The following is a 13,259-nucleotide window of genomic DNA, read 5'->3' on the forward strand; positions in this document are numbered from 1 at the left end:
TTTAGTAAGGAGATTCTGTTAGATTTCTTTATTTGATTTTCCTCTTATTGTTTTACTTCTTCATCATTCCAGACAAATAAAGCTCCGATTGCATTGAGGATATAAAAGATATATTTTCCGATATTGGCAAAATTTCCTTGAATGGCAGCCTTTGTCAGCTGAACGAAATTGTAAATCAACCAAAAGCCCCACTGAGTTGTTAGTTTCAATGCGTTCAAAGCATTGGCAATGAGGGATAGTGCAAAGGCAATAGTTGTCACGTAGGCAAGGAGATTCATCTTTCCTCCATAGCCGATATAGTTGGTCATAAAGGCAAAGAGGAAGGCGATGATTGAAATGATGATGGCCGCCAATTTTAGCTGTTTTTGGCTCATTTGGTTGGGTCTGCCTTCTTGCGAAGCTTCCCATTTTTTTATAGCAAAGGTATAAATGAGGAAGGTGACGGGATAGGTGATAATAGCCGCCTTATTTCCAAGGATATAATCAATGGTACCAGACAAAATGGTATTAATAATACCAAAGTAATTTCCCCATTTGCTTAATTTCCCCGTGAAACGAGTGGACAACATGGAAATCCCAACGTTGGTTACGGAAATCAATCCAAAGGGAACAAGAGCTGTCCATGGTCCCCAGTCTACGAATTTGTCGAGTCGTGAGTTGAGGTAACCAGATGCGATCGCAATTCCAACGACCAAAGCAACCCCAAAGAGGTCAAACCATTTGGATGTCGCAAAAATTTTTAGTGATTTTTTCATAGGTTAAGGTATCTTTCTTGTTTTTTACATCGATTTTATAACAAAATGAAAGTAAAATCAAATAATAGAAATAAAACCCTGAAAATTAAACTTTCAGGGTTGGTAGGGGGACTTGAGAAATTAGTTGATTTTCTCGACATAGAGTTGTTTGGCAATGTCCATATTCACTTGTAAATCTTCATTTTTAGTGAGGATAGTGAAGGTATTGCTGAAGCCATCAAACTGCTTGACTTGGAGCGAATCACCGATGTGAAGTGAGTGTTTATCCAAATAATTGAGAATGTCAAAACTATCGTGCACCCGAGTCAGGTGGTAGGCGCCAGCTTCCTTGATGTCAGCTAGTGGCAGGTTATTGATTTCAACTAGGAGTTCTCCCTTGGCAGGAATGGTTCCTCCGTGGGGGCAGGTTTTAGGGAAACCTAGCAATTTATCCAGTCTTTCCACGAACAGGTCAGATACAGTGTGTTCCAAGACCTCAGCTTCCTCGTGAATCTGGTCACTTGTATAGTCTAAATGATGAACTAGAAAAACTTCAATCAAGCGGTGTTTACGATAGAGCTCAGAGACCAGTTTGAGGCCGAGGTCAGTCAGTAGATAGCCACATTCCTTGTCCTTAAGGATGAGATTTTCGCTCTTCATCCGTTTAATCATTTCAGTTACGGCAGGGGGAGAGACTTGCATGCGGGCAGCAATTTCCTTGTTGGTAATCTTATGCAAATCTATGCCAATTTCATAAATACATTTTAGATAGTCTTCTTTATTCGGGGTCATTCGCTTCCTCTTGTCTAATATCTTTATCTAGTATATCAAAAAAAGCTAGATTTCTCTAGCTGTGACTTTTTATGTTATACTTATTGCAAGAGAAAAAACGAGGAGATGGATATGACGAAAATAGCTCTTCTTTCAGATATTCATGGAAATACCACCGCCTTGGAGGCTGTTTTGGCAGATGCTCGGCAGCGAGGAGTGGACGAATACTGGCTTTTGGGAGACATTCTCATGCCAGGGACAGGGCGTAGAAAGATTTTGGACTTGTTGGACCAACTACCGATTACGGCTAGAGTTTTGGGAAACTGGGAAGACAGTCTTTGGCATGGTGTCCGTAAGGAATTGGACAGTACTCGTCCCAGCCAACGCTATCTCTTGCGCCAGTGCCAGTATGTTTTAGAGGAAATTTCCCTAGAAGAAATTGAACTGCTTCACAATCAACCTCTCCAGCTCCATCGTCAGTTTGGTGATTTGACGGTAGGAATTAGCCACCATCTTCCTGATAAGAACTGGGGGCGTGAGTTGATTCATACTGGAGCTCAAGAGGATTTTGACCGCTTGGTGACCAATCCGCCTTGCGATATTGCTGTTTATGGTCATATTCACCAGCAGTTGCTTCGTTACGGGACTGGTGGGCAATTGATTGTCAATCCGGGTTCAATTGGCCAGCCTTTCTTTCTAGATGCCCAGTTACGGAAGGACTTGCGGGCCCAGTATATGATTTTAGAGTTTGATGGCAAGGGCTTGGTAGATATGGACTTCCGACGGGTAGACTACGATGTGGCAGCTGAATTGCAGCTGGCTAAAGACCTCAAACTTCCCTATTTTGAGGTTTACTATGAAAGTCTGGTCAATGGTATCCACCATACTCATCATCAGGAATTTCTGAGAGAATTGGCCCAGAAAGAGGGTTATGATAGGGAGTTAGATGCCTGGTTGAAAAGTGGTAACGATTGACATTACAACTAAAAAGGGTATAATAATAGAAAAAGAAGAGTAGAGGCAGGGTAGCCTCGTAAAAAGGAGAAGAGGATGCAAATTCCAAGTAGATTTACCATTGCGACTCATATGCTGATAATCATTGCCCTCAAGGGGAAGGAAAGCAAGGTGACCAGTGATTTTTTAGCTGCTAGTGTCGGGGTCAATCCTGTCATTATCAGAAAGACCTTGTCCCAGTTGAAGAAGGCAGAGCTGATTTCAGTAGCGCGTGGAACAGGTGGGACAGAGATTGTCAAGGACCTCAAGGACATTAGTCTATTAGACGTTTATCAAGCGGTTGAGTGTCTTGGTAAGACTGGTCAACTCTTCAGTTTCCATGACAATCCAAATCCAAATTGCCCAGTTGGAGCCCATATTCATGATGTTTTGGATCAAAAATTGGAGAGAATCCAGCTGGCTATGGAGGCAGAGCTTGGTCAGACCAGTCTAGAGCAAGTCGTGGCCGATGCAGAGAGTCAGATGAAGGATTAAGAGGGGTAGATGCCCTCTTTTTCTCTTTAGATAATTATGATAAAATGTAGTTATTAAAGGAGGAAGAAATGTATATCGTTATAGGAATTGTATTAGCCTTTATAGTGTCATTTTGGAAGGATAATAGAAGTTTGTGGAATCCAGTATTATTCTTATTATCCCTCATTTCCAGTTATTTTTATCTAGGCTACCTTTTTTATCAAAATGGGTATGAGAAGATTCATTTCGCTTTTTTTATATTTCCCTTTATTTTACTTCCTTTTTTGCTTTTTCTGAGTGGTATCTTTTTAATCTATAATGGGGTCATTTTGTTGAAGCGAGAGGGACGTTCAAAGGCCAATTATCTCTCCATGCTCCTTGGAATAGTCATTTTGGTATTTTTTGCCTTGATTTCATTTCGATTGGGAGGTCAAAATGAATTATTTTACACCAATCACTTTCTAAACATTTTATTTGTATTCATTTTCTACTCTTATTTTATTTTTGGCTTTGCTTTTACGGGTTTTATGCTGTACTCTATCTTGTATCTCTTTATTCCTAAGAAGAAGCATTATGATTTTATTATCATTCACGGTGCTGGTTTATTAGGCGGAGAAAAGGTAACACCTTTGCTAAAGAGGAGAATTGATAAGGCCGTAGAAGCTTACCACAAGTCTAAGAATTCTAACATAAAAATTATTGCTAGTGGTGGTCAAGGAGGAGATGAAAAGATTTCTGAAGCGCAGGCCATTACAAACTATCTTCTTGAAGAGACAGATGTTCCCCAAGATGCGATTATTCTGGAGGATCAATCAAGGACTACCTACGAGAACCTTCTCTTTTCTAAGGAACTTGGCGAGAAACTGGTAGCCAAACCTCAATTCCTCTTTGTAACAAATGACTATCATGTTTTTCGTACCAGTACCTATGCGCGTAAGTTAAATATGAAGGGAGATGGCCTCGGATGTAGGACGGCAGGCTACTACATACCATCTGCTTTTATTCGGGAGTACGTAGCGCTCTGTGTTAAGATGAAATGGCTTTTCCTTGCCTTTTATGTCCTGCTATCAGTCCTCATTTTGATAGCCTACAAAGGGATTATTTGGTAGTTAGATTTTATTTAAAAAGACTTAGAATGCACATGAAAGTATGTATTCTAGGTCTTTTGTTTTGTATACATTTAATTTTCAAGAGTATTATCTATTCTTCCAGGCTTGGTAACGGGTATCAATCAATAATTGAGTGAGGCGTCCCATGGTTTCTCTTTCTTCTGGAGTGAGGGATTGAGCTTGGACGAAGAGATGACGAATGTGTTCAAGCGCCTTTAAGGAAGACAGGTCATTGATGGAGCTAATCCCAGCATCTAGAATGGTGCCAAAGAAGAGGTCGAAGTAGAGCTGGAGTTCTTCGTCAGGGACTGTGGCAACCCACTCCTTGAAGGTTTTGTCTACTTGTTGACTATCACTGTTGATTTTATCCAGTTGGACGAAGTGATTGTCCTCAATCTGCCAACTAAAGGTATCGTGCTGGGCGATACCACCCAAAGCAGTACTGTGCACGATGATTTGCTGGTTAGGGATTTCCAGCATTATACCGATAATGGAACCTTGTGGGATGAAGACCTTGGTTCTATCCATTATCCCTTGATAGCCCTCAGTTTGTGTCAGTTCTGTGTGGAGACCAGGCGCATCAAAGGTATAAACTGCTGTGATTTGATTTTGCAAGCTTTGCTCAATTTGACTAGCAGCATAGATGGCTAGATTTCCTCCCTTGGAATGCCCAGCCAGAATGACCTTTTGCTTAGGATGGAGGGCAAAAAAGTTCTTTAAATAGCGAAGAGCGTGCTTTTGAGCAGGAATTTCCTTCATATAGGTCAGGTGGAAATCTTCCTTCCAGCCAATGATACTGTCATCAGTCCCACGAAAGACAATCAGATAGGTATCGAGAGTGAGGCGGTAGGTCATAGCCGCAAATTGTTTTTGCAGTTCAGGGTCTATGTCGTTGATAAAATGGGAGAGTTTGCAATTTTTGAAGCGCTTGTGTTGAGCTAGCTCATCTAATAGCTGGAGGCGATTTTTACTGGTCAACATGTTAGATTCTCTTGGAACCTGAGGTGCCAGGTCTAAAAGTCGCTGAGGAGCTGTGGAGACCAGATTATCAAAGGAGAGGTAGGTGATTTCTGTTAAGGCTAGAATGTCTAACTCATTCAAAGGAAGGTCGTAAAAGGAATCGTGTGCGACATCTTTCAGATAATCAAAAATATTTGCCATAAGAACTCCTTTCTTTTTATTTATCTTATCACAATCACATATAATTTACTAGTTGGTTTGTACGAGCTCTCTACATACCGACCTATAATGGTATGATTCAGACACATAGAAGACAGTTTGCTTTTATTTCAAACCTCTAAACATACTTGTTTGTATCTGTTTGTCGTCAATCCCATTCTCTTTTAAGAAATTTTTCATCTCATTTATATCATCAGGTTGGCCGGTTAAGAGATAAATAGCTTGGTTACCGTATTTCACAACCGCATTTTTTAAAAATGCTTGGCTTTGAGAAAAGGTTTCGCTAGTTTTATAAGTTAGATTCGGATTATTCTTACTAAGCTCTTTTAACTCATTATCAAAAATGTTTACTCTTTTGTCTAAATGATTAAGAATGATAGAGCGCTTACCAGCCCACTCTTTCACAACTGGACGTAGAGTAGAAATACCGACATCAGAGGCAAAACAAACCAGTGCTTGGTCATTGTCTTTAACAGATAAAGATGACTCCAGCCAACTCATCTCAATTTTACTACCAGCTGGTAAATGTGTTAAGGTTTCCTTAAACACGCTACCACTATTATGGGTTACAATAAGAATTTCATCCTCATCAGGAGTGGAAGCAAGGGTTAGCCATCGGCTAGCCTGATCCTCCTTTACTGGACTTTTGTCTGGACCAAACGAGCTGTCAGGAAGCTTAAACTGAGCATAGGAGCCAGCTTTCCATATTTGACTTTTTGGTTTTGTGATGTGAACTAAATACAAATCTCCGCTGGGATTTTCAATGGATTTTATCGATAAAGTTTGACTTCGTCCAAGATAGGTAATGATTCCCCAAGATATAAAGCCGAGCACTCCAAGTGTAGTTAGAATAATTATGAACATTTTTTTCCCTCGTTTCATTTTTAACTCCTATAGTGTAGTAATTTTCTATGAATGAATAATATTTTTTTTCATTCAATAATTTCCAAAAAATAAAGAAAAGATTTCTTTATTTCAGTATTCCTTTAATGAAGTTGGTTGCTAGTATTTCTACAGTTTTGCTAATATCTGGAAAATCATTTTCTGTGATATGCATATCCATGTAGTAAAATAGGTTGTAAACTTGTAAAATATCTTGAATTTTTTCTGGAGAATGGCCTTCAGCCTGCAAACGATGAGTAAAGGTTTTCACGAGAAATTGATGAAATGGATTCGTGACTTTCCCTTCTTCTGAGGAATAGTAGCTATGCAACTCATCTGCTATGGCAGGATTGTACCATTCTGCAAGGATTTTATTGGAAGAAACGAGTGCTCTGGATTGAGCAAAGAGTTGACTAATAAGATCAATCATATCAATTTCCCAATCCAGTTCTTCGATCATAGTTTGGCGAACACGGTTGTTTTCATCAATATAGATATCTAAAAAAATAGCCTCTTTACTTTCGTAATAGTTATAAAAAGATCCGACTGCCATATGAGCTTGTCTAGCAATTTCTGAAATTCCTGTCGCCTTGTATCCTTTTTTTGAAAAAACTTCATAAGCTGCGGATTTCAAAGCCTGTTTTTTGTCCAATTTGATTCACCTCTTTTCTGAATGAATATTAAATATTGTTCATTCATATCTTAACAAATCTTTTTCAGATTGTCAATCTGAAAGCTAGAACTTTTTACGGATACCACTTGATAAGGAGCTTTTCAATGTTAGAAGAGTATAGAGTGTCGTTTTAACTACACTCAAGGTTTGGAAGAATAGATATAAATTTTGGTTAAGGGGATGTATAAAAGAACTGAAATGAGGGTTGAAAAAATTAAAAATAAATGGGTAGTGCTGGCACTATGTCTGAAAATAAGGTATGATATCAATGGGGTTATTCACTATCTGTTTTTGAGCTGTTGTGACAAGGAAATGTCAAAAAAGTATTAGATACTAAGCCCTCTATTTATACTAAAGGATTTAAGACTCCTAAAATTAGCAAAGGAGAATCAGATGCACAAGATTTTATTAGTAGAAGATGATCAGGTCATTCGTCAACAAGTCGGAAAAATGCTATCTGAATGGGGATTTGAAGTGGTCCTGGTAGAAGACTTTATGGAAGTTTTGAGTCTTTTTGTCCAGTCGGAGCCTCATCTGGTCCTCATGGATATTGGACTGCCCTTGTTTAATGGTTATCACTGGTGTCAGGAAATTCGCAAGATTTCCAAGGTCCCCATCATGTTTCTGTCTTCGAGAGACCAGGCTATGGATATTGTCATGGCAATCAATATGGGGGCGGATGACTTTGTGACCAAGCCTTTTGACCAGCAGGTTCTTTTAGCCAAGGTTCAGGGCTTGCTACGCCGTTCCTATGAGTTTGGGCGTGACGAGAGTTTACTGGAATATGCTGGTGTTATCCTCAATACCAAATCCATGGATTTACATTATCAAGGCCAAGTCTTGAATTTGACCAAGAACGAATTCCAGATTTTACGCGTTTTGTTTGAGCATGCGGGCAATATTGTAGCACGTGATGACCTGATGCGGGAACTTTGGAACAGTGACTTTTTCATTGATGATAATACTCTCTCTGTCAATGTGGCTCGATTGCGTAAAAAGTTGGAAGAGCAGGGTTTGGTAGGATTTATCGAGACCAAGAAAGGAATAGGGTACGGACTGAAGCATGCTTGATTGGAAACAATTTTTTCTGGCCTATCTGCGCTCCCGTAGTCGTCTGTTTGTCTATCTACTTGCTTTGGCATTTCTAGTTTTGCTCTTTCAGTTTTTATTTGCCAGTTTGGGAACTTACTTTCTCTACTTTTTCCTGCTGTGTTGCTTTGTAACCATCTTATTTTTCACTTGGGATATATTGGTGGAAATGCAGGTCTATCGTCAGGAACTTCTCTACGGTGAGAGGGAAGCCAAATCTCCTTTGGAAAGAGTTTTGGCTGAAAAATTAGAAGCGCGTGAGATGGAACTCTATCAGCAGAGGTCAGATTCAGAAAGAAAACTGACGGATTTGCTGGATTACTATACCTTGTGGGTCCATCAGATTAAGACCCCCATTGCAGCCAGTCAACTCTTAGTTGCAGAAGTAGCCGACCGCCAACTGAAGCAGCAATTAGAACAGGAAATTTTCAAGATTGACTCCTATACCAATCTAGTTTTACAATACCTGCGTTTAGAAAGTTTTCATGATGATTTGGTCTTAAAGCAGGTTCAAATTGAGGATTTGGTCAAGGAAATAATTCGTAAATATGCTCTTTTCTTTATTCAAAAAGGCCTAAATGTCAATCTACATGACCTTGATAAAGAAATCGTGACGGATAAAAAGTGGCTGCTAGTGGTTATTGAGCAAATCATCTCAAACAGTCTCAAGTACACCAAGGAAGGTGGTCTGGAGATTTATATGGAGGGGCAAGAGCTTTGTATCAAGGATACGGGAATCGGGATAAAAAACAGTGATGTCCTCCGAGTCTTTGAACGTGGCTTCTCAGGATATAATGGACGCCTAACTCAGCAGTCATCTGGACTTGGCCTCTATCTATCTAAGAAAATTTCTGAAGAACTGGGGCACCAGATTCGCATCGAGTCTGAGGTCGGTACAGGAACGATAGTGCGGATTCAGTTTGCTCAAGTGAACTTAGTCCTTGAGTGAGAAGAGACAATGAGTTTTTACCCAATCTCTTTTTGCTATATTTCAGGATATTTGAAGACTGTTTTTTACAAAACCAATAATAGAATTTTTAATACGGAATATAGTATAAATACTGGTTCAAAGTGAAGTTTTGTATGCTTTATACTTTTGTTGAGTATAAAATCTATAAACTAAGGGTGAATTACAAAAATTAATTTGAGATGAAGTGAATTGTAGACTTGGGAAATGTCTCCTATTCGATTTCAGAATGAATCGTTGATACAGGATTAAAAGAACTGCAGCTTTCTTTTAATTTTGAATGAGATAGGTGTATATAGATTTGTGTAACTGGTGTAGAACTGTTTCCAAGAATTTATTGAATGTATCGAATACACACATCCTATTGATTTTGAACCAGTTTTTAATTTCTAAATGTTATAATAGTTTTATCAAGTAAAAGGAGACTACCATGATTGGAGACAATATAAAATTCTTACGAAAATCACATAATCTGATATAACCAGAATTTTCACGGATTGTGGGTGTGTCACGAAATAGCCTAAATTGTTAGAAAAACTGAAAAAGCTTACTTTCAATAGAAGTATTGGAAATATTCATTTTACATCTATCAAAGAAACATGGGATAGACCTATATTTTACAAAATAGCAAATTATATTTTGAATGATAGTAAAAACTGCAGAACTTGTGTGATTTACAATTATTGCACTCAATGTCTGAGTATCGCACTATCTGAAATAAGGAATAGTAGAGATTGTTCTGCGATATGTAAAAAAACGCATTAGCAAGGAGTATCGTATATGCTACCATATCTTAAAACTATTAGATGGTATCTCTTCTTTAATTTTCTTTTTGGTGTAGTATCGAATATCTGCACAGCTTTGTTACCGTATTTCACGCAGGCATTAATCAAAGGGGATTATCAAGTAGCTCTATATGGTTACTCTATGTCAGTGGCAGGCTATTTGAGTTGTAACTATATCCAAATGATACTTGATTGGAAGCAGGGGATTATCTTTTCGACTACTTTGAAAAATGAGTGGTTTCGTTCACTTCTGGGACTCAGTCACCACGATTTCAAGCAGAAAACAGTAGCAGAGTATATTTCCTATCAATCTAATGACCTAGATTCGTTGGAAAAGGATTACCTTCCTCCATTGATGAGTTTTATCAAACAAATTTTACGTATCATCATTTACGCTTTCATTATTAGCAGAACAATTAATCCTATTGTATCACTGATTTTAATCTTTTCCACTGGAATTAGTATTCAAATTCCTAAAATCGTTGGGAAGTTGACCGCTAATTGTAGACAGGTTTACTTGAAAAAACAAGGAGATTACTATCGAACTTTGGAGGATTTGCTCATGGGACATCATTTGGTAAATAAACTAACTATGTCGCATTTTTTGAATCAACAAAAGAGCTCTCTAAAGAATTTGCAGGATAAGTATTTTAAGTATGGTTTGACAAAAATTACAGGCATCTTATTGACAGGTGTTTCTTTTGAATTCATTAGTCTTGTTCTGTTTATTTATTTAGCCTACTCTCTATCTCACCAGCAACTCGGTATTCCTGAGGTGGTGGCGAGTTTCGGATATATTAATGCTTTTTCTGAACCAATACAGGAAATCCTTTATGATTTACAAATGTTAGAGTCCGTAAAGCCTGTAATCAAGAGTTTTCAAAACATTGTTGGGAGACCCGTTTCAGTTCAAGCACCTCAACATTCTTTTGATACGATTACTTTGAAAAACATTTCCAAACAACTGGGAGAATCAAAATTGATAATTACTTCCGCTACGATTCAAAAAGGGGATAAAATTGCGCTTATTGGTAAGAATGGGTCTGGAAAAAGTAGTCTTCTCAACATTTTAAATGGAACAGATGAAGATTTTGAAGGACAAATTGTGCTAGATGGGCTTGTTTTGGACCATCTTTGGGGAAGATTCGGTATGATTCTGCAACAAGAACATACATTTATTTCAAGTTATGAAAATAATGTAACGCTATTCAATAGTTTCAATGAAAAATTCAGAGAAGAAGATTTTGAAAAAATTCCACCACAATCCCTGTCAGGTGGTCAGCAACAACGAATGTATTTAAATCGTGAGAAAAATCGTAAAAATCCATTGCTTATCCTAGACGAACCTTTCTCTGCCTTGGATACTAATCAGTTTAAAATGGAATTGGAAAGAGTTCTGGAACTACCAAGTGCCGTCATTGTTACTTTACATCGCCAAAACGAATTATTAAGTAAGTTTGACCAAGTTTGGGAAATTAAGAATGGAGAACTTGTAATTTTGAAATAGCTAAATTATAAAGAATAAAACGCATAGTATCAAGGTTCAGGAGATATCGTTTTTCCTTCTTCAGATAAGGAAACAAAAATTTCTTGCTTCATCTATCTATTCAATTGATAGATTTCTTCGAAGAAAGACTGTAAAATTTTTGATATAATGTTAAGGATGGACTGACGGATATTTAAAGGATAATTTTCAAAAGAATAACAGGTGAGAAGAAAAATATGTAAGATTGGACAGAAGTCTCTCTACCATCATCCATGCAGAAACAAAATTATACGAAATAAAAGGAGTAACCAATGACTGGAAACTATTCAACACGTGAATACCGTGAGAAATTATATGATGATCTTCATGTTCGATTAAGAGATACAGTGATTTTGATGTGTGCGATTTTTATTGCCTCTATTGGCCTAAATATGAATTCAACAGCTGTCATTATTGGAGCCATGCTGATTTCCCCTCTTATGACACCGATTGTTGGACTGGGGTTTGGTGATGGAGATCATGTCCTATCTTCACTTTGATTATTGGAAAAAAACGGCTCGGTCAGGAGCTAGTATGAATAAGGAGAACAAATGAAACGTTTAAAAATGTTATGGCATATTATGCAGGTTACGGGTTTTACTCGGTTTGCTCTGAGTTTTGTGACCTTTGTTTTTGGGTCAGGAGGCGTGCTTTTCCTAGTTGAACCTGCTATCACAAATTACGGAGACGGTCTTTGGTATGCTTTTGTGACTTCGACGACTGTCGGCTACGGGGATCTCCTAGCTGTGACCTTGATTGGAAGGATTACCAGTGTCTTCTTGACGATTTATGGGCTCATATTTTTTGGCTGTTTATCAGCTGTTATTTTTAATTATTATACCAATTTAAATAAGGAAAGAGGAGAGGACAAATGACTGCCAATTATTCAACACGTGAATACCGTGAGAAATTATATGATGACCTTCATGTTCGATTAAGAGATACAGTGATTTTGATGTGTGCGATTTTTATTGCCTCTATAGGTTTAAATATGAATTCAACAGCTGTCATTATTGGAGCCATGCTGATTTCCCCTCTTATGACACCGATTGTTGGACTGGGGTTTGGTTTAGCTATTTTTGATACGCGTTTAATCAAGCAATCTCTAGAGGTTTTATTTACTCAAGTATTGGTCAGTTTGCTTGTCTCGGCTCTGTATTTCTGGATTTCTCCCTTATCTTATGAAAGTAGCGAATTGATTGCACGAACCTCTCCAACCATTTGGGATGTTCTCATTGCTATTGCTGGTGGGATAGCAGGCGTCATTGGTTCAAGGAAAAAAGAAGCAAACAATATCGTGCCAGGAGTAGCCATCGCAACAGCTCTGATGCCACCTATCTGCACTGCAGGATATGGTTTAGCTAATGGAAATGTACGATTTTTATTTGGAGCTCTCTATCTTTTCTTGATCAACTGTGTTTTTATCATGCTAACCAATATTGTTGGAACAAGAATTATGATGAGAAAATCTCCCTTAAGTTCATTTAAAGAGTTAAATATTAAAATGAGAATTGGCTTGATATCTTTGATTGTATTGTTGATTCTTCCAGCTAGCTATTCGGCAGTTACTCTGACAATAGAACAAGCGCGCAAAGAAGGGATCAAACAGTTTGTAGGAAAAGAGTTCGCCAATTATACGGTTATTAATCAAGTCTACAAGTCAAGTAACAATGAATTGGTCTTGACGGTTGTTGGAGATCCGATTTCAGAAGAAGAATTAGAAACACTCCACCAAAAACAAGCCTCTTACGGTATTCAATCTGTTCAATTGAAAGTCAATCAAGTCCATAATTCGACAAAATTAGATAGTGAGACGACCAAGGAATTTTACGAAAACATTGACAAGTATATCGATCAAAAACTCTCTGAAAAAGATTCACAAAACGATCTCGTAAAAGAAAATGAAGCAGACAAGGATTGAGGATATTGACCTTATCTAACTCATGAAAGCAAATCTTGTGTGGTGGTTTGGTCAATCACTACTAGCTCGGATTAAATAATACTCTTCGAAAATCAAATTCAAACCACGTCAGCGTCGCCTTACCGTACTCAAGTACAGCTTGCGGCTAGCTTCCTAG

13 protein-coding genes and 2 pseudogenes are annotated in these 13,259 nt (G+C 38.0%); 9 read left to right on the forward strand and 6 right to left on the reverse strand.

From position 1 onward, the window contains the following. Positions 1-44: 44 nt before the first annotated feature. The 3 genes and pseudogenes from N8L90_RS07225 to N8L90_RS07230 all read right to left on the reverse strand — a co-directional run bounded on the left by N8L90_RS07225 (position 45) and on the right by N8L90_RS07230 (position 1,526). Positions 45-755: a nicotinamide mononucleotide transporter family protein gene (locus tag N8L90_RS07225; RefSeq protein WP_261024828.1), complete on the reverse strand. Its 711-nt coding sequence runs from the start codon at positions 753-755 to the stop codon at positions 45-47. Continuing rightward, positions 712-895: pseudogene (locus N8L90_RS09580) on the reverse strand (hypothetical protein). Before N8L90_RS09580 ends, N8L90_RS07225 begins: the two are co-directional and overlap by 44 nt. Then, positions 876-1,526, reverse strand: coding sequence for a metal-dependent transcriptional regulator (locus N8L90_RS07230; protein WP_238095341.1), 651 nt, complete (start codon positions 1,524-1,526; stop codon positions 876-878). The pseudogene N8L90_RS09580 and the gene N8L90_RS07230 overlap by 20 nt, the downstream one beginning before the upstream one ends. A 111-nt stretch (positions 1,527-1,637) precedes the next feature. On the opposite strand from N8L90_RS07230, the gene N8L90_RS07235 reads away from it, so the two are divergent. The 3 genes from N8L90_RS07235 (at position 1,638) to N8L90_RS07245 (ending at position 4,081) form a co-directional block, all read left to right on the forward strand. Then, complete coding sequence (locus tag N8L90_RS07235) at positions 1,638-2,480, forward strand: metallophosphoesterase family protein (protein ID WP_261024830.1); 843 nt, start codon at positions 1,638-1,640, stop codon at positions 2,478-2,480. A gap of 75 nt (positions 2,481-2,555) precedes the next feature. Beyond that, on the forward strand, positions 2,556-2,993 hold the full coding sequence (locus N8L90_RS07240) for an Rrf2 family transcriptional regulator (protein WP_001166795.1): 438 nt from the start codon (positions 2,556-2,558) through the stop codon (positions 2,991-2,993). Between the two features lie 68 nt (positions 2,994-3,061). Beyond that, complete coding sequence (locus N8L90_RS07245; protein WP_261024831.1) at positions 3,062-4,081, forward strand: YdcF family protein; 1,020 nt, start codon at positions 3,062-3,064, stop codon at positions 4,079-4,081. A gap of 87 nt (positions 4,082-4,168) precedes the next feature. Here the strand turns inward: N8L90_RS07245 and N8L90_RS07250 are convergent, their stop codons facing one another. The 3 genes from N8L90_RS07250 to N8L90_RS07260 all read right to left on the reverse strand — a co-directional run bounded on the left by N8L90_RS07250 (position 4,169) and on the right by N8L90_RS07260 (position 6,800). Next, on the reverse strand, positions 4,169-5,242 hold the full coding sequence (locus N8L90_RS07250) for a DUF2974 domain-containing protein (protein WP_261024832.1): 1,074 nt from the start codon (positions 5,240-5,242) through the stop codon (positions 4,169-4,171). A gap of 123 nt (positions 5,243-5,365) precedes the next feature. Then, positions 5,366-6,142, reverse strand: a complete 777-nt coding sequence (locus N8L90_RS07255; RefSeq protein ID WP_261024833.1) for a ferredoxin reductase domain-containing protein — start codon at positions 6,140-6,142, stop codon at positions 5,366-5,368. An 88-nt stretch (positions 6,143-6,230) separates the two neighbouring features. Then, entirely contained in the window at positions 6,231-6,800 is a 570-nt protein-coding gene (locus tag N8L90_RS07260) for a TetR/AcrR family transcriptional regulator (RefSeq protein WP_101776789.1), read from the reverse strand. Positions 6,801-7,208: 408 nt separating this feature from the next. Between N8L90_RS07260 and N8L90_RS07265 the strand changes: the two genes are divergently transcribed. The 6 genes and pseudogenes from N8L90_RS07265 to N8L90_RS07295 all read left to right on the forward strand — a co-directional run bounded on the left by N8L90_RS07265 (position 7,209) and on the right by N8L90_RS07295 (position 13,102). Next, entirely contained in the window at positions 7,209-7,886 is a 678-nt protein-coding gene (locus N8L90_RS07265; RefSeq protein WP_000548991.1) for a response regulator transcription factor, read from the forward strand. Further along, the gene (locus tag N8L90_RS07270) at positions 7,879-8,853 is read left to right on the forward strand and encodes a sensor histidine kinase (protein ID WP_261024835.1); all 975 of its coding nucleotides are present in this window, start codon (positions 7,879-7,881) and stop codon (positions 8,851-8,853) included. The genes N8L90_RS07265 and N8L90_RS07270 overlap by 8 nt, the downstream gene beginning before the upstream one ends. A 798-nt stretch (positions 8,854-9,651) precedes the next feature. After that, positions 9,652-11,163 (forward strand): ATP-binding cassette domain-containing protein, encoded by a 1,512-nt coding sequence (locus N8L90_RS07280; protein ID WP_261024837.1) that lies wholly within the window; start codon positions 9,652-9,654, stop codon positions 11,161-11,163. 290 nt (positions 11,164-11,453) lie between these two features. Continuing rightward, positions 11,454-11,651 (forward strand): annotated as a pseudogene (locus tag N8L90_RS07285) (DUF389 domain-containing protein); the annotation flags it as partial. Between the two features lie 81 nt (positions 11,652-11,732). Beyond that, positions 11,733-12,056 carry a potassium channel family protein gene (locus N8L90_RS07290; RefSeq protein ID WP_000825751.1) on the forward strand — a complete coding sequence of 108 codons (324 nt, stop codon included), beginning with the start codon at positions 11,733-11,735 and terminating at the stop codon, positions 12,054-12,056. Then, on the forward strand, positions 12,053-13,102 hold the full coding sequence (locus tag N8L90_RS07295) for a DUF389 domain-containing protein (protein WP_261024839.1): 1,050 nt from the start codon (positions 12,053-12,055) through the stop codon (positions 13,100-13,102). Before N8L90_RS07290 ends, N8L90_RS07295 begins: the two co-directional genes overlap by 4 nt. The last annotated feature ends 157 nt before the right edge of the window (positions 13,103-13,259 follow it).

It is taken from the genome of Streptococcus mitis (assembly GCF_946190115.1).
Lineage (GTDB): Bacteria > Bacillota > Bacilli > Lactobacillales > Streptococcaceae > Streptococcus > Streptococcus mitis_CO.

Bases quoted from the DNA above. Each gene is read 5' to 3' on its own strand.
- N8L90_RS07225 (WP_261024828.1), bottom strand. From the start codon at position 755: ATGAAAAAATCACTAAAAATTTTTGCGACATCCAAATGGTTTGACCTC.
- N8L90_RS07230 (WP_238095341.1), bottom strand. From the start codon at position 1,526: ATGACCCCGAATAAAGAAGACTATCTAAAATGTATTTATGAAATTGGC.
- N8L90_RS07235 (WP_261024830.1), top strand. From the start codon at position 1,638: ATGACGAAAATAGCTCTTCTTTCAGATATTCATGGAAATACCACCGCC.
- N8L90_RS07240 (WP_001166795.1), top strand. From the start codon at position 2,556: ATGCAAATTCCAAGTAGATTTACCATTGCGACTCATATGCTGATAATC.
- N8L90_RS07245 (WP_261024831.1), top strand. From the start codon at position 3,062: ATGTATATCGTTATAGGAATTGTATTAGCCTTTATAGTGTCATTTTGG.
- N8L90_RS07250 (WP_261024832.1), bottom strand. From the start codon at position 5,242: ATGGCAAATATTTTTGATTATCTGAAAGATGTCGCACACGATTCCTTT.
- N8L90_RS07255 (WP_261024833.1), bottom strand. From the start codon at position 6,142: ATGAAACGAGGGAAAAAAATGTTCATAATTATTCTAACTACACTTGGA.
- N8L90_RS07265 (WP_000548991.1), top strand. From the start codon at position 7,209: ATGCACAAGATTTTATTAGTAGAAGATGATCAGGTCATTCGTCAACAA.
- N8L90_RS07270 (WP_261024835.1), top strand. From the start codon at position 7,879: ATGCTTGATTGGAAACAATTTTTTCTGGCCTATCTGCGCTCCCGTAGT.
- N8L90_RS07280 (WP_261024837.1), top strand. From the start codon at position 9,652: ATGCTACCATATCTTAAAACTATTAGATGGTATCTCTTCTTTAATTTT.
- N8L90_RS07290 (WP_000825751.1), top strand. From the start codon at position 11,733: ATGAAACGTTTAAAAATGTTATGGCATATTATGCAGGTTACGGGTTTT.
- N8L90_RS07295 (WP_261024839.1), top strand. From the start codon at position 12,053: ATGACTGCCAATTATTCAACACGTGAATACCGTGAGAAATTATATGAT.